The following is a 23,292-nucleotide window of genomic DNA, read 5'->3' on the forward strand; positions in this document are numbered from 1 at the left end:
CCTTACGCCCCGAGGTCACACGCACCGGCGCCCGCTCTCGGGGTCGATCACCTCCGCGCGGAGCGCGTCGCTCGCTCGTGGACGTGGACCAGCTGAATGGTGGTTCCGCCTCAGCTCCGGTGCCGTATCGCGCTGCGGCGCGCGCTCCGAGCGACGGCGCGCCGCGCGCGCGTGACGGATGACCTCGGCGACATCGATGAGGCCCGACACGCTGAGGACGAGCTCGAACCGCGCATGGAGGTACACATGTTGAATCATCATGAGCTGTTGAAGATCCTTCGCTCGCTTCTTTGTTTTCTCGTCGTCGTCTCGACGGCATCGACGGCGCTCGGGCAACCGTCAGCAGACGGCTCTCCCGATGGTCAGCCCGCGAACGCGACCCCGTCGGCGTGCCCGGACAACGCGCAGCTCATGGGCGGGCTTCAGAAGGAGATCGAGTCCCTCAAGATGGAGATAGGACGACTGAACAACGTGGTCGCGTCGAAAGACGACCGCATCGCCACGCTGGAGCGGGATATCACCATCAAGGACGGCAACATAGGCGCCTTGAAGCACGATCTGAGGACGAAAGATGCGGAGATATCGAACGCCACCGGAGAGCTGAGCTCCGCGAGGGAGCAGCTGAGCCAGACGCAGCAGAAGATGGTTGCCCTCACCGCCGAGTACAAGAAGAAGGTCGACGAGCGGAACCTAATTCAATATCGGTACTTCAACGACAAGAAGCTCACCGAAGCAGAGAAACAGCGGCTCCTCGAGAACATCCGGAGGCTCAGCCAAGAAATCAACGAGAGCGAGGCGGAGCTGGGGACCAAATCCAAGGTCGTAGAGGAAGCGACCAGGGTCATCGAGGCCAAGGATCAGCAGCTGAAGCGGGTGACGGATGACAAGGTAGAGCAAGAGAAGAAGCTGACGCAGCTCTCGTCCGAGAAGATCAACCTCGAGAAGCAGCTGCGGCGCGCGGCACTCCAGTACTCGATCCCGACGCTGTGCGTCGCGATCTTGTTCTGCGTCCTCCTCGCCGTCGCCATCGCGCGCTCGTCCAGCGAGCTCAAGCTGGAGAAGGCTCGCCTGCTGGCGGAGTACGAGGCCATCGCGAGGAAAGCGCGCGACGTCATGACGTTGAACGCGATCGACAGCCTGCTGATCCGCGAGCTTTCGACCACGAAGGCGCTGGTGGATCAGGCGCGAGGTGTGCTGAAGACCTGTGTGTATGGCAGCATCGCTGGCGCCCTGCTCATCCTGCTCTGCGCGATGATCAGCATCGCGGCGATCGACGCGAACGCTGAAGAGTGGGTCAGGCTTGTGGGAGGCACGCTCCTCCAGGTGTTCATCACGCTGTTCACTCCCGTCGGGCTCCTCGTCTCGGCGACCGTCGCTGCGCAGAACAAGTTCAAGGACGCCGTCGGCTTCTGCCTGGCGGCGGATCTTATTTACCGCAAGCCGTCGTCGGCTCCGGTAACGAAGGCCGCATGACAGCATGCCTGACGTTCACGTGGCCACGGCGCGCCCGCAGCTCGGGCGCTGCATAGCGCGCGCTTGAGCGGCCTGTGGAGCTGCGAGCCCCCTCGCAGCTATCCCTTCGATGCGCGGCTAGTACAGCGTTCCCCAACTTCGTCCCTGGATCGGCGATGTGCCAGCCCCGCTACGAGCTGAGCCGGCCAAAGCGAGTTCGTCGCTGGAGGTCGACGCAACGCCGGCGGCGCAACACCAGCGCAGGGGCAGCTACTCGATAGGCGCGAGCGTCCAGGGGAAGTCGGTCATCATCAACTTGAGCAAGTCCTGCCACAGGCCACGGAAGCCGGTCTTTTCCCACTTGCCGGTGTGGGTTGCGATCTCGAGCGTCCAGAGGTGGACGGTGTCACGGCGCAGCCTGGCGTGCGCGATCGGGTCGGCTTCAGGACCCGACTCGATGATCACCAACTGCCCGTACTTCCGGGCCCTCAGGTGGGGCAGTCCGTGCGCTTCGAGGTAGGAGCGGACCGCGGCGGCGTGCTCCGGGGCGGCGTGCGGCTTGGACATCGGCCCGCACGGAAGCTCAGGCTGCGTACGATGGCAAGGTCGCCCTCCACTGGCCGCGGAACTTCCAGCGGAAGGGCCGGGCTTGGTGCTCGTTCCAGTGGCGCACGAAGCCGAGCACGCACCGGCTCAGCTCCTCGGTGGAGGCGAAGGAGGCGTGCTTGAGCACCCGACGGCTCAGGATGCTGAACCACAGCTCGATCTGATTGACCCACGACGCGTGGATGGGCGTGTAGACGAAGTGGAAGCGCCCGCCGTACCGTGCGTTGAACTCGTTCCACCTGGCGCCGTGGTGGATGTTGAGGTTGTCCCAGATGATGTAGACCTCGCCCGTGGGATAGCGCTTCGCCACCTCGTCCATGAACGCGAGCAGATCGGCGGCGGTGCGTGTCGGTCCACAGCGCGACACCACCTCGCCCGTCTTGACGTTGAAGGCGCCGATCAGCGTGAGCGTGCCGTGGCGTCGGTACTCGAACTCCCGGCGCGCGGCTTTTCGGCTGCGGCACGGCTGCATGGGGAACCGATGCTCCAGCGCCTGCATGCCGGTCTTCTCATCGACGCACAGCACGGTCGCGCCTGCGGGAGGCTCCAGGTACAGCTTGCAGATCACCTCGACCTTGGACCGGAAGTCCGGGTCCGGGCTGTGCAGCCACAGCCGGACCCGATGCGGTCGGAGGCTGGCTCCCCGCAGCACGCGCCAGACCTCGGTGCGGCTCAGCTCCACCTTGGTTTCGAGCTTCAGGGCCTTGGCCAGCTGGTCCAGGGTCCAGACCTGCTCGAACGGGACCTTGTGCTCATCGGGGCGGCAGCAGGCCAGCTTGATGAGCTCGTAGTGCACCGCGGTCGCCACGCGCGGCGGTCGGCCCATGCGCGGCTTGTCCTGCAGCACCGCCTCGTCCGCGATCGCTGCGACCCGGTTGCGCCACTTACGCACCGTCTTGATGTCGCAGCCTAAGGTACGCTGGATGTGCTCGTTGCTCCATCCCTCGTCGGCCAGGAGCGCGATCCGGGCACGCTGTGCATCGCGCTGCGAGGTCTTGGGCGAGCGCGCCGTCTGCTGCAGCTTCTGGCGCAGCGGCGCGGGCAGCAGGACGGGTTTTGCGCGAGCTCGGGGCACCTCGCGCGTGGGACCTGCCCCCGAGCCGAGGGCTTCAAAAACGCACGCGATCGCAGGTGACCCGGCAACCTCGCCTCGCAGATCTCAATGCGCTGCACGTGCTCGCCACGCTCTGGCTGCACGGCCCCGATGGGCTCGGCTGGCTCACCTCGGATCCAGGGATGAACTTGGGGAACGCTGTACTAGATGATTGGTGTCGCTCTTGGGGGGACGGATCGCCTAGGAGGTGTCTCCTGTCATATGTCTTGCCGAGCCGCCAGCGCTCAGCAAGGGTGCCCTCCGCGCGGGGCGGGCGACGGGCGGAGGTCTGAGCCCAATGGCCATCTCTCCTCCGGCTTTGCCGGAGGAGAGATGGCTCAGGCGAGTTCGGCGGGGCCTCCACCCCGCGCGGCGAACGCCCTCCCTCGGCGTCGGGCGATCCGGAAAGGCCTAACTCGCATGCACCAAGGGCAGGGGTCGTGGACAACCCACCACAAGCGCCGTCCCGCGCCGGTCCGGAGAGAACCCCATCACCCCATCACGCCAGCCTGCCAAGCTCCCGGAACCGCCCGCGCAGGTCGTTGTAGAGCCCGCGGTACACCGCGTGGATCTCCCGGTACCGCGCCGAGCGCGCCGCGTCCGGCGCGACCCGGGACACGACATGGACGAACGCGTCCGCCGCCTCCTCGACCGACGGGAACAGCCCCGCGCCCGCCGCGCCGAGCAGCGCCGCGCCGTAGGCCGGACCCTCGGTCGACGTCGTGATCGCCACCGGCGCCTCGAAGACATCGGCCATCAGCTGGCGCCAGAACGGGCTCCGCGCCCCGCCGCCGGTCAGGCGGATCTCGTCGATCGAGACCGCCGCCGCGCCGTTCGTCTGGCCCACGCCGCGCATCAGATCCAGCGAGTCCGCGAGCCCGAACGTGATGCCCTCCAGCACCGCGCGCGAGAGATCGGCCTTCGTCGTGCGGGCGCTCAGCCCCACGAACGCGCCGCGCGCCGCCGCGTCGTTGTGCGGCGTGCGCTCGCCCATCAGGTACGGCAGGAAGACGACCCCGCCCGCGCCCGGGCGCGCCGTCGACGCCGTGTCCGAGATGATCTCGTACGGATCGACCTTGCGGAGCTCGGCCGCCATGCGCTCCCCGTCGCCGAGGACGTCGCGGTACCAGCGGAGCGCGCCGCCGGCGGCGAGCATCACCCCCATCAGGTAGAAGCGGCCCGGGACCGCGTGACAGAAGCTGTGGAGCCGCATCTCCGGCTCCACGATCCACGAGTCGGTGTGCGCCAGGATCACGCCGCTCGTGCCGACCGAGGCCATCGCCCGGCCGGGGCGCACGATGCCGAGCCCCACCGCGCCCGCCGCGTTGTCCGCGGCGCCCCGCACGACGGGGATGCCCGCCGGGAGCCCCGTCGCGGCCGCGACCTCAGCCTTCAGCTGGCCGAGCGGCGCGTTCGAGGGCGCCGATCGCGGGAACACCGCGCGCGGGACGCCGACCGCCGAGAGGAGCTCGGCGCTGAACGAGCGATCCCCGGGCGAGAACGCCAGCGTGCCGCTCGCGTCGCTGTCGTCCGTCCCGAGCTCGCCCGTCAGCCGCAAGCCCACGAAATCCTTCGGCATGAGCACCGCGCGGACGCGCGCGAACGCCTCGGGCTCGTTCGCCCGCAGCCAGAGCAGCTTCGGCAGCGTGAACCCCTCGAGCGCGCGGTTGCCGACGAGGCGCGCGAGCCCCGCGTCGCCGACCTTCGGGTTCGCGCGGATGGCCTCACACTCGGCCGTTGTGCGCGTGTCGCACCACAGGATCGCAGGCCGGATGACCGCCTGCGCCTCGTCCAGCAAGACCGCCGAGTGCATCTGCCCCGTCAGCCCGATCGCGCGCACGTCGTCGCGGCGCGTGCCGAGGGCGCGGGCGAGCTCGCCGAGGGCGCTCAGCGCCGCCGCGGCGAAGTCCTCGGGATCCTGCTCGGCCCACCCGGCGTGCGGCGTGGAGAGCGGATATTCGCGGTGCGCCGACGCGACCGCCGCGCCGCGCTCCGTTTCGACTGCGATGGCCTTGAGGCCGCTGGTCCCGACGTCGATTCCGATCACGATGGCCATGGAAAGCGTCCTTTTTGCAGTTTCGTCTACTTCGGTGATCTTCGTAACGACTCTTAACTAATCGAGAAAATCGTAAGCTTTGTAAGCGCGCAAGCCGCGCGGCTAGAACACGACCTGGAGCTTCATGGGCGCGGTGCCCTTCTTCATCATCTCGAGGCCGCGCTGGAGCTCCTCGACCGGCATCGCCTCGGAGAGGAGCTTCCTCACGTCGATCGCGCCCCGCTCCATCAGCTTGAACGCCCGGTCGTACGTCCGCCTGATCGCGAAGCTGCCGATGATCTCGAGATCGCGCCGGTAGATCTCGAACGGCGAGATCTCGACCTTGTCGTGCGGCCCACACACGCCGAACACGAGGTACCGGCCGCCGTTCTTGACGTACTGGACCGAGTCGCCGAGCACCCGGGCGATGCCCGTCGCGTCGATCACGACGTCGAAGCCGTAGGGCGCGATCTTCTTGAGCTTGGCCTGGAGCGCGTTGTCCGCGAGCACCACCTCGGTGGCGCCGTGCTGGCGGGCGAGGTCGAGCTTCGACTCGACGACGTCGACAACGGTGACCGCGGCGGCGCCGTTCGCGAGGCTCGCCTGGAGGTGGAGCTGGCCGATCGGGCCGGCGCCGAGGACGAGGACCTCCGAGCCGATCTCGATGCGTGCGCGATCCTGCCCGAAGACGACGCACGCGAGCGGCTCGCAGAAGGCGGCCTCGCTGAACGAGACGCGCTCGAAGCGATAACAGTTCTTCGCGGGGACCCGGACGAGCTCGGCGAAGCCGCCGTCGCGCGTCACGCCCACCGCGTTCCACTTCAGGCAGTGGTTCTGCCGGTTGATCATGCAGAAGTGGCACTCTTCGCAGGTCACCGTCGGGTCGACCATCACCCGATCGCCGGGCCGGAGGCCCTCGACCTCGTCGCCCACCGCCGCCACCTCGCCGGCGAGCTCGTGCCCGGGGATCAGCGGGAAGGTCGGGAAGAAATCGCCCTCCCAGATGTGCACGTCGGTCCCGCAGATGCCGCACGCCTTCGCGCGGACGAGGACGTCGCGCGGGCCGATCTGCGGCGGGGCGACGTCATGGCGAACGGCGATCTTCTTCACGGCTTCGAGCACGGCAGCCTTCATGCGAGACCCTCCTTGGGAAGGTCGCATAGGCGGGCCAGCGCCGCGCGTCGAGGGCCGCCGGCTGCGCCCGCTCCGCCTCGCGGCGCCGGGGACCGCCCCGCACGGCGTCGGTCGACGTCGCGCACGTCGCGCACGTCGCGCAGGGCGGCCTGACGCGGGATGTCAGGACTTCGTGGCCGGCTTGGACGGGGAGATCGTGCGCCAGAGGAACGCGTAGACGTCCATCAGATCGCGCGGGGCGAGGCCGCGCTCGCGCAGGCGCCGCTCGAGCTCGCGCGCCAGCGATTGCATCCGGGCATACCCCTCGGCGCTCGGCGCGCGATCGTAGGCGAGATTGAAGCCGAGCACGGCGGCCTGCTTCTCGTAGAAGGAGGGCTTCACGAAGACGTGCTCGCCCGGGTAGACGAGCGCGCCGAGGATCGTGACGAGCGGCCACGTGACGACCTTGGCCGCGGCGAGCACGCCGGCCAGCCGGTCGAAGCGCGCGGCGTAATCGCCCGCGCCATAGAGGAGATCCACGACCGCCTCGGCGTAGGCGCGGTGGTGCTCGGCCGGCATCTTGTTGAAGGGGATCAGATCGCCGAGGGGGTGCAGGAGGCCGGTCGCGGCCTTGTGGACCTTGGTGATCCGCTCCATGAAATCGTTCAGGTTGCCCGCCGCGAGCAGCGCCTCGAGCTCGCCCTTGGCGAGGAGCGCGCGCGCGGTCTCGATGGCGCCCTGCTTGAAGGCCTTGCTCTTCTTCTTCGCCCCGCTCGCCGGTCCCTCGGCCCCCTCGCCCCCGGCGGCGCCTCGTTCCTCGGCGATGAACTGCGGACCCCCGAACCCACCCTCGAACTGCGACTCGAAGCTCGCGACCTGCTCGTCGAAGCTCGTGACCGGCGGCGCGACGACGCGGGCGCGCTGCTTCTTGGCGGCGGCCGACGGCCGGTCACGGAGACCGCGGATCCTGGCCTCGAGCGCGCTCGCCTCGTCGTCGCCGAGCTGCACCGGCTCGAGCTTCGACCAGAAAGCCTTGGCGATGGAGTGATTGAGGCCATCCTCGAAATCGTAGAAGCGCTTTTCGTCGCGCTCCTCGACGAGGTATCCGAGTCCCCATTGGGGACACCCCGGGTGCTTGACGATGATCGGGGCCGAGGGTTCCGTTGAACGAGAGGTCGCCATAGGCGGCGCAGCCTACTCGATCTTGGGACGACCGCATCCGCCCCGGAGGCCCTTCTGGACCCGTGTTCAGGTGCGCCGCGCCGGCCGATGCGGGCAGGCCGGCGCTTCGGGTCTCAGTTGACGTCGCGCGCCGCCGAGGCGAGCGCGAGCTGCTGGAGCGCGAGCGCCTCGGTCACGCGGCGAACCCGCGCGACGACGTCGAGGGTCTCCAGCACCGCCTGCCGCTCCCGCGCGTCGAGGATGAGGTGGTGGGCGCAGAGATCCGCGACGAGCGACGTGGCCGCGTCGCGCGGCAGCCGGAACTCGAAATTGCTGTCCCTATCGCGGACGAGCGCCGCGAACGAGGCCGCGGTGGAGATGAGCGCGGCGTGGTCCTGGGCCGAGACCTCCCCGGGCTCGTCCTCGAGGACCGTCGCCGCGGCCGTGCGGTACGGCGGCACGAACGGGCGCTCCGCCAGGCGGACCCGGGCGCGGCCCCGCAGCATGATGTTGTAGCGGCCCCCGGGCAGCTCGGCGTGATCGATGATCTCGCCGGCGCCGGCCACCTGCGCGATGGCCGGGTGGCCGTGCGCGTCGACCGCGCGGGGGTCCGTGATGAGGACGACGGAGAGGATACGGTGCGTCCCGAGGGCGTCGCGCACGAGCGCCCGGTAGCGCGGCTCGAAGATGTGGAGCGGCAGCAGGGCGCCGGGGAAGAGCACCGTCTGCGGCAGCGGGAACAGCGGCAGCTCGGGCAATGCCGCACTGAGGTCGCCCGGGCGCGGAGGCGTCGTGTCCACGGGCCGCAGGGTAGCACGCGGGGGGTCGGGTGTGGCGGCGCCACGCACATGCACATCGGGCTCGGCGGTCCGCCGTCGCCGGCGCGCATTCTGCGGAGGCGAGCGCGGCGCGCCGTCAGCCGAACATCTCGGCCGTCAGCCGAACATCTCGATGGCCGAGCCGGTGACGGCGTCGGGGGCGTCGAGCGCGGCGTACACGAGGAGCCGCGCCACCTCGTCGGCGCTCATCTGCGGGGGGAACCCGCTCCCGACGAGCATGTCGGTGTCGACCGAGCCGGGGAGCACGGCGACGGACTGGAGCCCCGTCCCGCGCAGCTCCTCGGCCAGGCTCTTCGAGAGGCCGATGAGGCCCCACTTGGACGCGGCGTACGAGGCGTTGCCGGGGCACGCGAGGGTCGAGGAGATGCTGCCGACGTGGACGAGGCGGCCGCGCCCCTGCTTCAGCATGGCCGGGAGGAACGCGCGCGAGATGAGGAAGGGGCCGCGGAGGTTGACCGCGATCACCTCGTCCCAGGCGGCGGGCGCGGTCTCGTGGACCTTCGCGCCGCGGCTCACGATGCCGGCGTTGTTCACGACGACGCGGGGCGCGCCGAGCCACGCCACCACCTCGGCGGAGGCGCGCGCCACCTGCTCCTCGGAGGCGACGTCGCAGGGGACCGGGAGCGCGGCGACGTCGAGGCGGCGGACCTCGTCGGTGACCTCGTCGAGGCGCGGGCTCGGCGGGCCGAGCAGCGCGACGGAGAGGCCGCGGCGCGCGAGCGCGAGCGCCGTCGCCCGGCCGATCCCGCGGCTCGGCCCGGTGACGACCGCGACGTCGGTCACGCCCTCCCCCCGGAGAGCGCGGCGAGGGCGAGATCGCGCTCGGGGCCTGGCTCGGCGAGCTCGCCCGCGGCGGCGACGGTCTCGATGAGGGCGCCCGCCTTGCGCTCGCCGCGGGCGATGAGGCACGTGTGCGTCAGCGTGAGCTTGCACAGCGCGCCGCGCGCGCCGAGCTCGCGGACCAGGAGCTCGACGAGCTGCCCGCCGATGCGCTCCTGCAGGGTCAGCCGCCGCGCGAGCGCGTCGAGGACGTGCGCGAGCGTCCCGATGCCGGCGACCCGCGCGCCCGGCAGGTAGACGATGATGCCGGTGCCGTGCCCCGGCAGCAGGTGGTGCGGGCACATCGTGGTCACCGCGAGGTCGCGGGCGATGACGAGGCCGCGCTCGAAGGGGCCTGTCTCCATGGCGCCCTCGCGGAGCACCGCGGCCGCGTCGATGGCCTCGCCCTCGATCAGGTCGTCGGCCCACGCGTCGGCGACCCGCTCACCCGTGCCCGCGAGGTCCCCCTCGACGTCGCGCCCGAGGGCGCGCAGGAACTCCTCGATCGCCCACGCCGCTCTCTTCCTATCGATCACAGGGGCCTCGTCAGTTGAGCAGCTGCCGGCGCCTCTCGGCGGTGATCGGCTTGCGCCCGGCGTAGCCGGCCTCGAGCCCGTGGTAGTGCTCCACGGCCGGCTCGCCGTAGCGCCAGCAGAGCCAGACGAGGGCGCCGTCGAGGCGCCCGTAGAAGTCGCAGAGGCCGATCCGCTGGTCCTTCACGACGACCCCGAGCTCCTCGATCTCCTGCCACCCGGACTCGTACGCGGCGATCTTCTCCGAGAGCTCGCGCTCGCGGGCCCGCGCCTGCTCGCTGCCGTTGCGCGCCATCTCGATGAGCTGATCCGGCGTCGCCGCCGGGCTCTGCACGGCCTGCACGAGCTCCTGCCAGCAGCGCTCGATATCGCTCGCCAGGGCGAGCTGCCGGCCGATCATCGACGAGAGCCGCGGGACGAGCGCGTTCGCTTCTTCGATCGTCCAGATGCGGGAAGTGCTCACGGGACCTCACCTGAAGGGCGGCGCGACGACCCGGTCATGCAGGGCCGGTAAGCGGAGGAGAGTGCGGTGTCAAGGGCTTCTACGGAAGGAGCCGCCGTGCGCGCTGCGTGCTGCGTGCGGCGCGCGCCCGCCGCACGCGGCGAGGGCGCGCTCGGTCGGGCGTGCGGGCGTGCGGCCGGTGCAGGTGCGTCCTCGCGAACGACAGCCAGCGTGGCCGCGATCACCTGCGTCGCGCCCTTCCTCTCCACTCGGCAATGTGTTGCGCGCGGCGTTCGGCAGGCGATAAGCTCGCGCGGCGATCCTGTCGGATCGCGAGGCCGCCGCATGCGACTCCGGACGATGTCGGGCATCAAGCTGTCGAATTGGCTCCTTGGCGGCTGGAGCGGGCTCGTCCTCCTCTACCTGTATCTGCCGATCCTGATCCTCGTCGCCTACTCGTTCAACGACTCGCGGATGAGCGTGGTGTGGGAGGGGTTCACCTTCAAATGGTATCGGCAGCTCTTCGATGAGCTCGTCGCCCACCTGGGCGACGAGCGGCGGTCGCCGCTCATCGAGTCGCTGAGCAACAGCGTGATCATCGCCGCGATCACGACGGCGTTCTCGGTCGCCCTCGGCACGGCGGGCGCCTTCCTGCTCTACCGGTACAGGTTCCCCGCGCTCCGGTCGATCACGACGCTGATCTTCATTCCCATGATCATCCCGGAGATCATCATGGGGATCAGCCTGCTCATCTTCTTCAAGACGGTGGAGCTCGATCTCGGCTTCACGACGGTCATCATCTCGCACGTCACCTTCTGTTTCCCGTTCGTGCTGATCGCCGTCCAGGCGCGGCTCGCGGGGCTCGATCCGTCGCTCGAGGAGGCCGCCCTGGACCTCGGGGCGACGCCGCTCAAGGCGTTCTTCCTGATCCTGGTGCCTTACCTTCTGCCCGCGATCATCTCCGGTGCGCTGATGTCGTTCACGCTGTCGATGGACGAGCTCATCGTCACCTACTTCACCCGCGGGCCCAAGTCCGAGACCTTGCCGATCAAGGTGTTCGGCATGGCGAAGGTCGGTCTGAACCCGATGCTGAACACGATCTCGACGGTGTTCATCGTGGCGACCGCGATGCTCGTCGTGATCGCCGAGTCGCTGAAGGGCACCGCGAGGCGGCTCCCGGACGAGGGTTGAAGGGGAGCGGCGCGCGGCGCGAACGCGGGGGCCTGCGCCGGCGCAGGCGAGACAAGGAAAGGCCAATGAAACGCATCTCAGCGCTCTTGATACTGATGTTCGTCCCGCTCCTCTGCCTCCTCGGCTGCGGGAAGAAGGAGAGCCCGGCGCCGCAGCAGGCGGCCGCCTCCGGGAGCGCCCCGGCGCCCGAGCCGAAGCCCGGCGACGAGCTCAACCTCTTCGGGTGGTCCGAGTACGTCCCGCAGGAGGTCCTGGACGGCTTCACGAAGGAGACGGGGATCAAGGTCAACTACGAGACCTTCGCCTCGAACGAGGAGATGCTGTCGAAGCTCCTCGCGGGGGGCACCCGGTACGATCTCATCCAGCCGTCGGAGTACGCGGTCGAGGCGCTCATCCGGCAGAAGAAGCTGCAGCTGCTCGATCCGTCGCGGATACCGAACCTGAAGAACATCGCGCCCGCGTTCAGGAACCAGCCGCACGACCCGGAGCTCAAGTACTCGGTCCCGTGGATGGGCACGGTCGTTGGCATCGTCGTCAACACCCAGAAGGTGAAGGAGCCCGTGAAGGGCTTCAAGGACGTGTTCCAGCCGAAGTACAAGGGGCGCATCGTGGCCCTGAACGACAACCGGGAGATGGTCTCCTGGGTCATGGTGACGATGGGGATGAACGCCAACGACGTGACGCCGGAGAACCTCGCGAAGATCAAGCCGACCCTGGCGGAGTGGATCAAGCTCGTGAAGGTGTTCGACTCCGACAGCCCGAAGACGGCGCTGCTCAACGGCGACGTCGACATCGGCGTCGTCTGGAGCGGGGAGGCGGCGCTGCTCTACCAGGAGGACAAGGACAAGTTCCAGTTCGTCCTGCCGCAGGAGGGAACACACAAGGCGATCGACAGCCTGGTGATCCCCGACAGCGCCCAGAACAAGATCGGCGCGGAGATGTTCATGAACTACATCCTCCGCCCCGAGGTCAGCAAGCTCATCTCGGACAAGTTCCCTTACACGAACCCCAACGCGGAGGCGCGCAAGCTGCTCACGCCCGAGCAGCTCGCGAACCCGGCGAGCTACCCGCCGATCGCGGGGATGGAGACGTTCCATGACATCGGCAAGGTGGCCGCGGACGTGGACAAGCTGGTGACCGACCTCAAGGCGTCGCAGTGAGCGGCGGGGCGTCATGAACACGGCCACAGGCCAGGTCGTCGAGTTCCAGGGCGCCCGGCGGAGGCCGGGCGTCCGCGGGTGGCTGCTGCTCGCCCCGCTCTTGCTCTGGCTCGTCGCCTTCGTCGTGGCGCCCACCGCGATCATGTTCGTCTACAGCTTCTGCGAGCGAGATGAGCTCGGGCAGGTGGTCTTCGAGCTCTCGCTGTCGAGCTACGCCCGGGTCTTCGACCCGACCTACCTCAAGATCCTGCTGAGCTCGATCAAGTACGCCGCCATCACCACGGCGATCTGCCTCGTCGCGGGTTATCCGGTGGCGTACTTCATCGGGCGGGCGAGGGAGGGCGTCCGGAACCGGCTGCTCATGCTGGTGATGGTGCCCTTCTGGACGAGCTTCCTCATCCGGACCTATGCGTGGATGTCGATCCTCAAGTCGGAGGGGCTCCTCAACGGGCTCCTCCTCTACCTGCGGATCATCTCGACCCCCCTCGACATCATGTACACGCCGACGGCGGTGGTCATCGGCCTCGTGTACTCGTATCTGCCGTTCATGATCCTGCCCATCTACGGGAGCGTCGAGAAGCTCGACAACGCCCTGATCGAGGCGGCGTTCGATCTCGGCGCGGGGCCCGTGTCCGCGTTCTCGCACGTCATCGTCCCGCTCACCCGCCCGGGCATCCTCGCGGGCGTCCTGCTCGTGTTCATCCCGGCGCTCGGGATGTTCGCGATCACGGATCTCATGGGGGGATCGCGCGTGCCGATGATCGGCAACGTCATCCAGAACCAGTTCGGTCAGGCGCGCGACTGGCCCTTCGGCGCCGCGCTCGGCATGGCGCTCCTGCTCCTGTTCTCGCTCTTCTTCCTGCTCGGCCTGCGCAAGGAGCCGGAGGCCTGATGCGGCGCAGTCCCGCGGGGTGGCCCAGCGCCGCTCGTCTTCGCCTCTTCCCCCTCTTCCGCCTCTCCCGCCGCCCCCGCGCGCTTTGCCGGCCCTCCGAGGTGAATCGATGGATGTGATGGTCGAGCTCCGCGCGGTCACCAAGCGATTCGGCGCCTTCCACGCCGTGAGCGAGGTCGACCTCCAGATCAGGGCGGGCGAGTTCATCACCCTCCTCGGCCCCTCGGGGTGCGGCAAGACGACGCTGCTCCGGATGATCTCGGGCTTCGAGACGCCGTCGAGCGGCGCCGTCTTGCTGGAGGGGAAGGACGTCACGCACGAGCCGCCGTACCGCCGGGACGTGAACCAGGTGTTCCAGAGCTACGCGCTGTTCCCTCACATGACGGTGCAGGAGAACATCGGCTTCGGGCTGCGGATGAAGAAGGTGCCCCGGGCGGAGATCGACGAGCGGGTCCGGGCCGCTGTCGCGATGGTGTCGCTCGGGGGCATGGAGCAGCGCAAGCCGTCGCAGCTGTCCGGCGGGCAGCGGCAGCGGGTCGCGCTGGCGCGGGCCATCGTGTGCCGCCCGAAGGTCCTGCTGCTGGACGAGCCCCTCTCGGCGCTGGACGCGAAGCTCCGGCACGCCATGCAGGTGGAGCTCAAGGCGCTGCAAAAGCAGCTCGGGATCACCTTCGTGTTCGTGACCCACGACCAGGAAGAGGCGCTCACCATGAGCGACCGCATCGCCGTGATCAACAAGGGCCGGATCGAGCAGCTCGGCGACGCATCGCAGATCTACCACCGCCCCAAGACGACGTTCGTCGCGAACTTCATCGGCCAGGCCAACATCCTCCGCGCGACCGTCCTCTCGCGGAGCGGCGAGCGGGCGCGGGTCCAGCTCGACGGGGGGCTCGAGCTGCTCGTCAACGCCAACGCCGAGCACCTGGCGGGCGGGGCCGGGAGCACCCTTGTCTCCATCCGGCCGGAGAAGATCGCCCTCCGCAAGGAGCCGCAGGGCGCGCCGGAGAACCGCTTCGAGGCGCGCGTCGAGGACGAGCTGTTCAAGGGCGCCACCGACCAGCTGCGACTCCGGACCGACGCGGGCCTCGTGCTCACGGCGGTGGTCGCCAACGAGAGCTCCGGCCAGGCGGCGCTTCACGTCGGAGACCGGGTGTTCTGCCACCTCCACCCCGACGACATCGTCATCGTCCACGAGGGCTGATCCTCGCTGGTCGGCCGTCGCGCCCGTGTGGCGCCGGGGCGTCGTGAACCGCCGTTCTCAGCCGGACGCGGCCGCGTGGAAGTTGGCCTCGAACCAGGCGTACTCTGCAGGGCATGCTGCTTGCCAATCGGCCTCGCATGCCCCGACGGTCGCTTGCGGTCGCTCTTTCTTCATCGCTCCTTCTCTCGCTCTCCGGCGACGCCCTCGCCGCGGGGGCGTGGCTGCCCGGCGCCGGACAGGCGTCGGTCGAGCAGCGCGTCGCCGTCGCGGCCGGGCCGGAGCGCACGACGCTCTGGACGAGCCTGCGGTTCCAGGGCGCGAGCGGGCCCGTGGCCCTCGTCGTTCCGGTGCCGCCGCTCGCCGCGCTCGACACGAGCTCCGACGCGTGGTTCGAGGCGCTCGAGGCGGCGACGGCGCCCCGGGTGCTCCCGCCCCAGGGCGTCGACCCGTACTGCCCGGGGGAGGCGGGCGCGCCGAACCCCTTCGAGACGATCGGGCGGCTCGCCCACGAGGCCACGCTCGAGCCGGTCGAGGTGACGGTGCTCGAGGACGCCGACGCGGTCGCGCGCTGGGCGGCGTCGGCCGGGCTCGCGCTGTCCTCCGAGGCGGCCGCGCAGCTCGGCGGTCTGCAAGGGATGCGGTTCGCGGCGGCCCGCTTCGACGCGCCCGGCGGCGCGGCGGTCACGAGGACGCTGCGCATCGCCATGGGCGGCGGCGAGCCGATCCTGCCGCTGTCGCTGGCCGCGGCGGGCGCAGGCGACGTGCAGGTGACGGCGTGGCTGCTCGGCGACGGCCGGGGCGCGCTCTCGGGCGCGGCGCCGGTGACGCTCCCGCCGGCCTCGCTGAGCTGGGACGCGAGCGCGCAGCGCAGCGATTACGCGGAGCTCCGGGCCGGGGCCCTCGGCCAGGCGGGGCTCCACGGGGCGCTCGTCGAGGGCGCGGGCCACGAGGCGCTGAGCCGCCGCATCTCCCTGGGCAGCGACAGCGTGGACAGCGTGATCGAGGCGTATTTCTCGCGCGCGAGCGCATACGGCGACATCGGTGATGCGCCGGGGACGTGCGCCGCGGTCGCGGCGGCCGCGCTGGAGTCGAGCCTCAAGGTCGCCGCGAGCTGCCCGCGCGCCGCGCACGGCGTGGTCGACGGCGCGCTGGACTGCGCGGAGGCGCCCCGGAGGGACGAGACAGATCCCGACCTCCTGCGCTGCGGTCCGGCCGCCGACGATCTCGCGGTCGGGCTCTCCGGGCTCGCGCCGTCGTCCGTGTGGCTGACCCGCGTCTCGCTCCGGCTCGCGGCCGGGCAGCCCGGCGCGGACTGGCCGCTGACCTTCGGGGAGGGCTCCGCGATCTCGCCCGTCGTGAGGTCCGGGCGCGTCCGTGTGGACGAGTGCTCCGGCGAGGCCGGCGCAGGCGGGGCGGGCGGCTCGTCGGGCGTGGGCGGGCCCGACGGCCTGGGCGGCGGGCCGGGCAGCGGTGGATTTGGCCCGACAAGCGGCTCGTCCGGCGCCGGGAAGCCGCCGCCGGACGATGACGACTACGACGACGAGCCGGCCGCCGACGTGGGCTGCGGCTGCGCCGGCACCGCCGATACGGTGGTCGTGGATGACACCGATCCGCAGGACGTCGACGACGACGAGTACTACGCGGAGGACGACGGCTGCAGCGGGGACACGAGCGAGCCGGCGCCCGAGGACGAGTACTACGCGGAGGACGACGGCTGCAGCGGAGACACGAGCGAGTCCGACGACGAGTACTACGCGGAGGACGACGGCTGCAGCGGGGACACGAGCGAGTCCGACGACGAGTACTACGCGGAGGACGACGGCTGCAGCGGGGACACCGACGACTCCGCCGAGTCGGAGGACTGCTCGATCGCGGGCGAGCGGCGGTCGAGCGCCCGGAAGAAGCGGGGGCCGAAGCTGTCGGTGATGGCGCTCGGGATGTTTGCGCTGATCGCGCCCCTCCGGCGCGCGAGCCGGCCCCGGAAGGGCGGCTCGCGCGGCGGGCGGTAGGCCGCGCGGCGGCGTTCCGGGAGGGGGGCGCACCCGGGGGGGCGGTTCCCGTGGCATACTCCCGGGCGAGGTCATGACGTGAACGCGCCCGCCCGCCGGCTCTCCTTCACCTACGCCGAGTACCTCGAGCAGGAGCGGGCGAGCCCGACCAAGCACGAGTTCCTCGGGGGCGAGATCTTCGATATGGCCGGCGGCACGCCGGAGCACGCGCGGCTCGCGGCGCGGGTGACCGTGGCGCTCGGCGCGCAGCTCGGCCGGCGCCCCTGCGAGGTGTTCTCGTCCGACCTCCGCGTGCGCGTGCGCGCGACGGGCCTCGCAACCTACCCCGACGTGAGCGTCGTCTGCGGCCCGATCGCGCGCGATCCCGAGGACAGGGACGCGGTGGTCAACCCGCTGGTGCTTGTCGAGGTGCTGTCGGACTCCTCGGAGGCGTACGATCGGGGAGAGAAGTTCGCGCACTACCGCCGGATCCCCTCGTTGAGGGAGTACGTCCTGATCTCCCAGGCTCACCGGAGGATCGAGGTCTTCCGGCGCAACGAGGACGGCACGTGGACGCTCCACGAGGCCGGGCCCGGCGAGCGCGCGCGGCTCGCGTCGATCGACGCCCTGCTCGATGTGGACGAGGTGTACCGGGGCGCGCTCGAGGCCTCCGCGGCGGTCTGAGCGGCCGTCGTTCCACGGAGGGCCGATGCGCGACGTCCGGATGCGGGGTTTTCGCGAGCACACGGCGGTCGATCGCGCGCTCGAGGTCCTGGAGCGGCGGATCCAGCGGCTCGGCGACGAGCTGGCCCCGATCGGCGAGGCGGCCGGGCGGGTGGCGGCGGAGCCCGTGCGCGCGCGGATCAGCGTGCCCCACTTCGTCCGCGCGGCGATGGACGGGTATGCGCTGCTCGGCGAGGCGACCGCCGGCGCGGCTGCTTCCGCGCCGGTGGAGCTCGCGCTGGTGGGCGCGTCGTTCCCCGGGCGCCCGCACGCGGGCGCGATCCGCCGGGGCGAGGCCGTGCGGATCACGACCGGCGCGCCGGTGCCGGAGGGGGCGGACGCGGTGCTGATGGCGGAGCGCGCGGAAGAGTGCGCGGGCCGCGACGGGGCGGCGGTCGTGCGGGCGCGCGAGCCGGTGCCGTCCGGCAAGCACGTCGCGGCGATCGGCGAGGACGTGCTGGAGGGCGCGGAGGTCGTGCCGGCGGGGCGCCGGCTGCGCCCGCAGGACGTCGGCGTGCTCGCCTCGACCGGGGTCGCCGAGGTGCGCGTGGTGCGCAGGCCGTCGGTGCGGATCCTGATCACGGGCGACGAGCTCCTGCCGCCGGGGAGCGCGCCGAGCGGGGCGTGCATCGTCGACACGAACAGCCTGGTGCTCTCGGCGCTCGCGCGCCGCGACGGCGCGGAGGACATCGCCGTCGCGTACGTCCCCGACCGGCGCGAGGCGGTGCGGGGCGCCCTCGATGCAGCGGGCGGGGACGTGGTGCTGCTCTCCGGCGGGTCGTCGGTCGGCTCGGAGGACCATGCGCCGCTCGTGCTCGCGGAGCTGGGTGAGGTGGTGGTCCACGGCGTCGCGATGCGCCCCGCGAAGCCCGCCGGGTTCGGCTTCTTGCCCGGGGGGCGGGCGGTGTTCCTGCTGCCGGGCAACCCGGTCTCGTGCCTCTGCGCCTACGAGTTCTTCGCCGGCCCGTCGATCCGCGCCCTCGGCGGCCTGCCGCGCGCGTGGCCGCACCGGCGGCGGCGGTGCGTTGTGGCGAGCGAGATCGTCTCCCAGCCCGGGCGCGTCGACTATGTGAGGGTGCGTGTCGAGGGAGATCGGGTGTTTCCGATCGCGACGAGCGGCGCGTCCATCCTGTCGTCGACGACGCGCGCGGACGGCGTGGTCATCGTGCAGGCCGAGGAGGCGGTGATCGGCGAGGGCGCCGAGGTCGATGTGCTGCTCTACGACGCGTGAGGCGGGGGAGGGGCGCCGCGCTTTCCGCACGTTTCGGGGACATCCGGTGGCGCCACGGCACGCGTGGTAAGGTGCGCTGCATGCTGATCGCTTCTCGGATCGTCGTCACGTTGATCGGAGTCCTTCACATCTACATCCTCATTCTGGAGATGTTCTTGTGGCGCTCGGAGCGAGCGTACAAAGCGTTCGGTACAACCCCCGAGGTCGCCGCGATCACCGCGCCGCTGGCGGCCAACCAGGGGCTCTACAACGGATTCCTCGCCGCGGGCCTGCTGTGGGGCGTCATCCATCCGAACAGGGCCTTTGCATGGCAAATCCAGGCCTTCTTCCTCCTCTGCGTGGCCGTCGCCGGTGTCTACGGCGCCGTGACGGCAAAGCGCTCCATCCTGTTCGTGCAGACCGTCCCGTCGGCCATCGGCCTCGCCTTGGTCCTGCTCGCAAATCAGGCGGGTGGCTGAAGCGAAGCGGCTCGGCCGGCGGCGTCCGCGCGGCGGCGCGCCGCGGCACCCAACCTGGGACGCGGCGCGTCGGTTTCAAATTTCCGCGGTCCCGGACCGTGAAACCGCTTCGCTTCGAGAGGACCGGTCGGCGCTTGAGGCGCACGTAAAGACGAACTCCGCTGATGATGGAAGAATCCATCGATGATGGCCTTCTCCTCGCGTCGTCCCAAGCCGAATCCTGGATGCCAGGCTCCCGAGTTGCGATAGATTGGGCGCGATAGATTGGGCCTCGGCGCTGAGCTCTTTGCGGGCGAGGTTCGTCCTGCCGACATCGCACCGGCGGCCCACCGATTTCGCCCTTCCGTTCTGATCGCGCCTCGGCGCGACGAGGTAACGACCATGACCCAGATGAACCGCACAATCCGAGGCTCTGCCGGATTCCTGCTCCTCCCATTTCTCGCCATCCTCGCCGCGTCCGGATGTGGAGAGTCCTCCCCGCCCGGCTCGAGCGGTGATGTCGACAACACCGGGGGGGCCGGTCCGGGGACCGGAGGCGCCGCGGCGGGCAGCACGAGCGCGGGAACCGGAGGAGGCGCCGCGGCGAGCAGCTCGAGCGCGGGGACCGGAGGCGCCGCGGCGAGCAGCTCGAGCGCGGGGACCGGAGGCGCCGCGGCGGGCGTGACCGGATCGGGCAGCGGCGGGGCGGGCGCCGGCGGCGCGCCGAGCTCGAGCCCGACGTTCCACATCTTCATGCTCATGGGCCAGTCGAACATGGCTGGCGTCGCGGCCAAGCAGGCCAGCGACCAGAACTCCGACCAGCGGCTCAAGGTCCTCGGCGGGTGCAACCAGCCGGCCGGACAGTGGAACTTGGCCAATCCGCCGCTCAGCGATTGCCCTGGTGAATCGCGGATCAACCTGTCGACGTCGGTCGACCCAGGCATCTGGTTCGGCAAGACCCTGCTCGGAAAGCTGCGGGAGGGGGATACGATCGGGTTGATCGGTACTGCTGAGAGCGGTGAGTCGATCAACACGTTCATCTCGGGTGGCTCACATCACCAGACGATCTTGAACAAGATCGCCAAGGCGAAGACGGCCGAGAATGCGCGCTTCGCGGGCATCATCTTCCACCAGGGTGAGACCGACACCGGCCAGGGCTCATGGCCCGGCAAGGTCGTTCAGCTCTACAACGAGGTGAAAGCGGCCTGGGGCGTCGACTACGACGTTCCCTTCATCCTCGGGGAGCTGCCTGCGGGCGGATGTTGCAGCTCGCATAACAACCTCGTGCACCAGGCGGCCGACATGCTGCCTGATGGATACTGGGTCTCCCAGGATGGGACCAAGGTCATGGATCAGTACCACTTCGATCATGCGTCCGTCGTCCTCATGGGCACGCGTTATGGTGAGAAGATGATCGAAGCCTTGAAGTGGTAACCTGAGGCATCCTCTTCTCCCGCCGGAGCGGGCGCGGGCCGCCGCCAGCCTGGGGCGCCGCGCCTCCGGGGCGTCAGAACCCGCCCTCCAGGCCGAAGTTCGGGACGGTGACAGGCCCGAACGTCGTCGGCTTGCACGACGAGAACGCATCACACATCCCCGGCAGGGTCTCCTTCGATAACGTGGTGTTGAGCACGTCGAGGACGACCGCCAGCCAGCCCGACTTCCCGATCGACCAGCGCTTCTCCAGGCGGACATCGAGGCGGAAGAACGGCGGCAGCCGCTCCCACCGCGGCGCTCCGCCGGCGAGGGATCCGGAGCCTCCGGGGACGCCGCTGATCGGCGGGAGCGTCGCGCCGCCGACCCTCTGGGGGAGCCCCGAGTAGAACACGAAGCGCCCGCCAGCCCTGTACCCGCGACCGAGGTCGTAGGTCAGCGCGACGTTCGCCACGTGGGTCCGGTCGAACGAGCTCACTTGCCGGCTTCGCCCGATGCTCCGCGTGGAGCGCGACAGCGTGTACGACGCGAACCCGCCGACGCGCCGCGTGAGCCGCCGGTGGGCCGACAGCTCCACGCCGGTCGCGGCGCCGAGCGCGCGGAGCGTGAAGGCGTCCTCGACCGACTCGAGGCCCAGCGAGCCGAGCGCGTCGGTCATGTCGAAGAACGCGTTGTGGAACACCGAGACCGTGGCCGTGATGTCCTCCGGCAGCGCGAGCTCGAGGCCTGCGCTCGACTGGAAGCTCCGCTGGAGGCCGTCCTTGAGGGCCGGGCGGAAGCCGGGGATCGGGAGGACGAAGCTCGGCAGCTGGGAGGCGATGCCGTGCGCCTGCACGAACGTCACGCCGCGCCCGAGCGAGAGCCGCGCCGAGAGCCGCGGATCGACGGCGAGCGCGACCGTGCCGTCCGAGTGGTAGAGATCGAGCCGGAGCCCGGGGGTGATGCGCAGGCGCGGGGTGATCGCGATGTCGGACTCGATGTAGCCGCCCACCGTGAGGTCGACGCGGCTCAAGAGGAGATCGTCGACGGGGACGTCGTCCTCATCGCCCGGAGGGCCGCCGGCGCCGGTCCCGAGATCGAGCTCGTTGTCGTCGAGCACGGCGTCGATGCCGGCGCGGATCATCGTCTCGTCGCGCAGCCGGTGAGCGAGCGAGAGGCGCGCGCCGAGGCTCCGCGTCAGCGCTTTCTGGCCGTCCCCGATCCCCGTCTCGTCGTGGCCGAGCGTCAGCGCGCCGCGCAGCGCGCTGCCCTGGCCATAGGCATGGTCGTACCGGAGATCGAGCCGGTGAAATGTCGTGTCGAAGAGGGTCGTCTCCTCGCCGTCTTCGTCGCTCGCGAGGAAGTCGTGGGCGCCGAACGCGAAGAGGCTCACCCGGCCTTCCGGGACGACCTCGTAGGACAGCCGGGCCTGGTAATCCCAGTAATCGAGCGCGACCTCGGGGGCGGCGAGCGAGAGGAGCAACGCCGTGTACGAGTAGCGGCCGCCCACGAGCGCGACCCCTCGGTTTCCGGCGAAGGGGCCCTCGACGAGCCCGCCCACGTCGACGAGCCGCAGCATGCCCTCACCGTGCCAGTACGGGAGCGGCGGCGTCGTCTCGCCCGAGACGACGCCGCCGGCGTACCGACCGTGACGCGCGGGGTAGCCGCCAGGGTAGAGGTCGACGCGATCGACGATGCCGGGATGGACCACGGAGGGCCCGAGCCCGAGGTGATAGAGGTAGGGGACGCGGATGCCATCGAGGAAATAGCCGACGTTGCCCGGCGGTGAGCCGCGAACGTAGAAGAACGGCAGCCCCGAGACGATGGGGGTCACCCCGGGGAGCACCTCGAGGGCGCGGAAGGGGTCGCCGAACGCGCCGGGCACGATCCTGACCTCGCCGCGGCTCAAGCTGGAGACGCCGGGCGCCGGCTGCTCGCCGCGCACGGTGACCTCGATCGGGCGCGGCGCGCTCGGCGCCGGCCCGGCAGCCGTGGCCGGGCGCGGAGGCGCGGGCGCGGAGGCGCCGGGCGGCGCGGCTGCGGAGGCGTCGGACGGCGCGGGCGATGCGGCTTCGGTGAAGCGGACCTCGACACGGATCCTGGCGGCGACCGGCGCGCCGTTCCTGGTGGCCGGCGCAAAGCGGAACGACGTTGCGGCGGCCACGGCGGCCGATGCGAACGGCTCCACGCCATCCTCGGCGACCGCGGAGCGGACGGCCCCGTCCGCGTTGACCGTGAGGACGAGGCGGACCGTCGCGTCACCATGCGCTCCAGCAGGGTAGTCGGCGCCGAGCGGCGTGAGCGGCGTGGGCGGGACGAGCGCTGCCGGCGGCGCATCGGGGGGCGGCGCTGCCGGCGGCGCATCGCCGGACGGCTTCGCAGGCGGCGCATCGGGGGGCGGCGCATCGCCGGACGGCTTCGCAGGCGGCGCATCGCCGGACGGCTTCGCAGGCGGCGCATCGCCGGACGGCTCGGCAGGCGGCTTTGCATGGGGCAGCGGCGTGTCGGGCGCGGCGGCGGCGAGGCACGGCGCGAGCGCGCTCGCGAGCAGCGCTGCGGCTGCCGTGGATCGCCGGAGGAAGCGCATCGCCGCGCCGCGGAGGGGCCGCTCAGCGAGGAGCAGCGCGGGGCGATGCGCCGCAGATCGTGACCGCCAAATAATTGAAATCATGTGATTTTTACGTAAATGGCGCTCGCGCCTGCGTCTGGATGGGCTTCCCGGGGAACCGGTCGCATCGGAGCGCTCTCGTCTGACGGGCGTGTCCCGGAGGACGACCGCCAGCGTCTGCCATGATCTACGCCGGACGACCGCTCACTTCCCCCTCACCGGCTCGAACAGCACGTTGCGCTGCCAGGTCTTCCTGTGGAGCGCCCACTTCGGACCGCTCTGGTCGGTGGGCGATGACAGCGCAATGCGATTGCCGGAGCGCTGTTTGCCGCGAATCCCTCGACGACCGCCGCTTGCC

General features: G+C 70.5%; 21 protein-coding genes. 10 read left to right on the forward strand and 11 right to left on the reverse strand.

The window, feature by feature from the left end; translation table 11 throughout:
- Nucleotides 1–15: 15 nt before the first annotated feature.
- Nucleotides 16–261: a hypothetical protein gene (locus tag WMF45_RS51210; protein ID WP_437714815.1), complete on the reverse strand. Its 246-nt coding sequence runs from the start codon at nt 259–261 to the stop codon at nt 16–18.
- Here WMF45_RS51210 and WMF45_RS51215 point away from each other — a divergent pair.
- Nucleotides 247–1,473 (forward strand): hypothetical protein, encoded by a 1,227-nt coding sequence (locus WMF45_RS51215; protein WP_437714817.1) that lies wholly within the window; start codon nt 247–249, stop codon nt 1,471–1,473. The genes WMF45_RS51210 and WMF45_RS51215 overlap by 15 nt on opposite strands.
- 249 nt (nt 1,474–1,722) lie before the next feature.
- On the opposite strand, the gene WMF45_RS51220 is transcribed toward WMF45_RS51215, so the two are convergent.
- The 9 genes from WMF45_RS51220 to WMF45_RS51260 form a co-directional block, all read right to left on the reverse strand.
- Nucleotides 1,723–2,019 carry a hypothetical protein gene (locus WMF45_RS51220; RefSeq protein WP_437710166.1) on the reverse strand — a complete coding sequence of 99 codons (297 nt, stop codon included), beginning with the start codon at nt 2,017–2,019 and terminating at the stop codon, nt 1,723–1,725.
- A gap of 16 nt (nt 2,020–2,035) precedes the next feature.
- Nucleotides 2,036–3,133 carry an IS630 family transposase gene (locus tag WMF45_RS51225; RefSeq protein WP_437710168.1) on the reverse strand — a complete coding sequence of 366 codons (1,098 nt, stop codon included), beginning with the start codon at nt 3,131–3,133 and terminating at the stop codon, nt 2,036–2,038.
- Nucleotides 3,134–3,650: 517 nt separating this feature from the next.
- Complete coding sequence (gene xylB, locus WMF45_RS51230) at nt 3,651–5,207, reverse strand: xylulokinase (RefSeq protein WP_437714819.1); 1,557 nt, start codon at nt 5,205–5,207, stop codon at nt 3,651–3,653.
- Between the two features lie 102 nt (nt 5,208–5,309).
- The gene (locus WMF45_RS51235) at nt 5,310–6,320 is read right to left on the reverse strand and encodes a zinc-dependent alcohol dehydrogenase family protein (protein ID WP_437714821.1); all 1,011 of its coding nucleotides are present in this window, start codon (nt 6,318–6,320) and stop codon (nt 5,310–5,312) included.
- A 162-nt stretch (nt 6,321–6,482) separates the two neighbouring features.
- Entirely contained in the window at nt 6,483–7,481 is a 999-nt protein-coding gene (locus WMF45_RS51240) for a hypothetical protein (protein WP_437714823.1), read from the reverse strand.
- Between the two features lie 113 nt (nt 7,482–7,594).
- On the reverse strand, nt 7,595–8,260 hold the full coding sequence (locus WMF45_RS51245) for an LON peptidase substrate-binding domain-containing protein (protein ID WP_437714825.1): 666 nt from the start codon (nt 8,258–8,260) through the stop codon (nt 7,595–7,597).
- A gap of 135 nt (nt 8,261–8,395) precedes the next feature.
- A complete protein-coding gene (locus tag WMF45_RS51250) occupies nt 8,396–9,082 on the reverse strand; it encodes an SDR family NAD(P)-dependent oxidoreductase (protein WP_437714827.1) in 687 nt (228 codons plus the stop codon).
- Nucleotides 9,079–9,654, reverse strand: a complete 576-nt coding sequence (gene folE, locus WMF45_RS51255; protein ID WP_437714828.1) for a GTP cyclohydrolase I — start codon at nt 9,652–9,654, stop codon at nt 9,079–9,081. Before folE ends, WMF45_RS51250 begins: the two co-directional genes overlap by 4 nt.
- A 10-nt stretch (nt 9,655–9,664) precedes the next feature.
- Nucleotides 9,665–10,114: a DUF2203 domain-containing protein gene (locus tag WMF45_RS51260; RefSeq protein WP_437548322.1), complete on the reverse strand. Its 450-nt coding sequence runs from the start codon at nt 10,112–10,114 to the stop codon at nt 9,665–9,667.
- Between the two features lie 324 nt (nt 10,115–10,438).
- Here WMF45_RS51260 and WMF45_RS51265 point away from each other — a divergent pair, with 324 nt between their 5' ends.
- From WMF45_RS51265 to WMF45_RS51305, 9 genes are all read left to right on the forward strand, one after another.
- Entirely contained in the window at nt 10,439–11,284 is an 846-nt protein-coding gene (locus WMF45_RS51265; RefSeq protein WP_437714830.1) for an ABC transporter permease, read from the forward strand.
- Between the two features lie 65 nt (nt 11,285–11,349).
- Nucleotides 11,350–12,444: a polyamine ABC transporter substrate-binding protein gene (locus WMF45_RS51270; RefSeq protein WP_437714832.1), complete on the forward strand. Its 1,095-nt coding sequence runs from the start codon at nt 11,350–11,352 to the stop codon at nt 12,442–12,444.
- A 13-nt stretch (nt 12,445–12,457) separates the two neighbouring features.
- On the forward strand, nt 12,458–13,336 hold the full coding sequence (locus WMF45_RS51275; protein ID WP_437714834.1) for an ABC transporter permease: 879 nt from the start codon (nt 12,458–12,460) through the stop codon (nt 13,334–13,336).
- Between the two features lie 109 nt (nt 13,337–13,445).
- On the forward strand, nt 13,446–14,537 hold the full coding sequence (locus WMF45_RS51280) for an ABC transporter ATP-binding protein (RefSeq protein ID WP_437714836.1): 1,092 nt from the start codon (nt 13,446–13,448) through the stop codon (nt 14,535–14,537).
- A gap of 137 nt (nt 14,538–14,674) precedes the next feature.
- Complete coding sequence (locus WMF45_RS51285; RefSeq protein WP_437714838.1) at nt 14,675–16,546, forward strand: DUF2330 domain-containing protein; 1,872 nt, start codon at nt 14,675–14,677, stop codon at nt 16,544–16,546.
- A 78-nt stretch (nt 16,547–16,624) separates the two neighbouring features.
- The gene (locus WMF45_RS51290) at nt 16,625–17,209 is read left to right on the forward strand and encodes a Uma2 family endonuclease (RefSeq protein ID WP_437714840.1); all 585 of its coding nucleotides are present in this window, start codon (nt 16,625–16,627) and stop codon (nt 17,207–17,209) included.
- Between the two features lie 25 nt (nt 17,210–17,234).
- Nucleotides 17,235–18,479: a molybdopterin molybdotransferase MoeA gene (locus tag WMF45_RS51295; RefSeq protein WP_437714842.1), complete on the forward strand. Its 1,245-nt coding sequence runs from the start codon at nt 17,235–17,237 to the stop codon at nt 18,477–18,479.
- Between the two features lie 80 nt (nt 18,480–18,559).
- On the forward strand, nt 18,560–18,937 hold the full coding sequence (locus WMF45_RS51300; RefSeq protein WP_437714844.1) for a DUF1304 domain-containing protein: 378 nt from the start codon (nt 18,560–18,562) through the stop codon (nt 18,935–18,937).
- Between the two features lie 381 nt (nt 18,938–19,318).
- A complete protein-coding gene (locus tag WMF45_RS51305; protein ID WP_437714846.1) occupies nt 19,319–20,350 on the forward strand; it encodes a sialate O-acetylesterase in 1,032 nt (343 codons plus the stop codon).
- A gap of 73 nt (nt 20,351–20,423) precedes the next feature.
- Here the strand turns inward: WMF45_RS51305 and WMF45_RS51310 are convergent, their stop codons facing one another.
- Nucleotides 20,424–22,913 (reverse strand): TonB-dependent receptor domain-containing protein, encoded by a 2,490-nt coding sequence (locus WMF45_RS51310; protein ID WP_437714847.1) that lies wholly within the window; start codon nt 22,911–22,913, stop codon nt 20,424–20,426.
- Nucleotides 22,914–23,292: the final 379 nt, after the last annotated feature.

Source organism: Sorangium sp. So ce448 (assembly GCF_051520915.1).
GTDB classification, from domain to species: domain Bacteria; phylum Myxococcota_A; class Polyangia; order Polyangiales; family Polyangiaceae; genus Sorangium; species Sorangium cellulosum_B.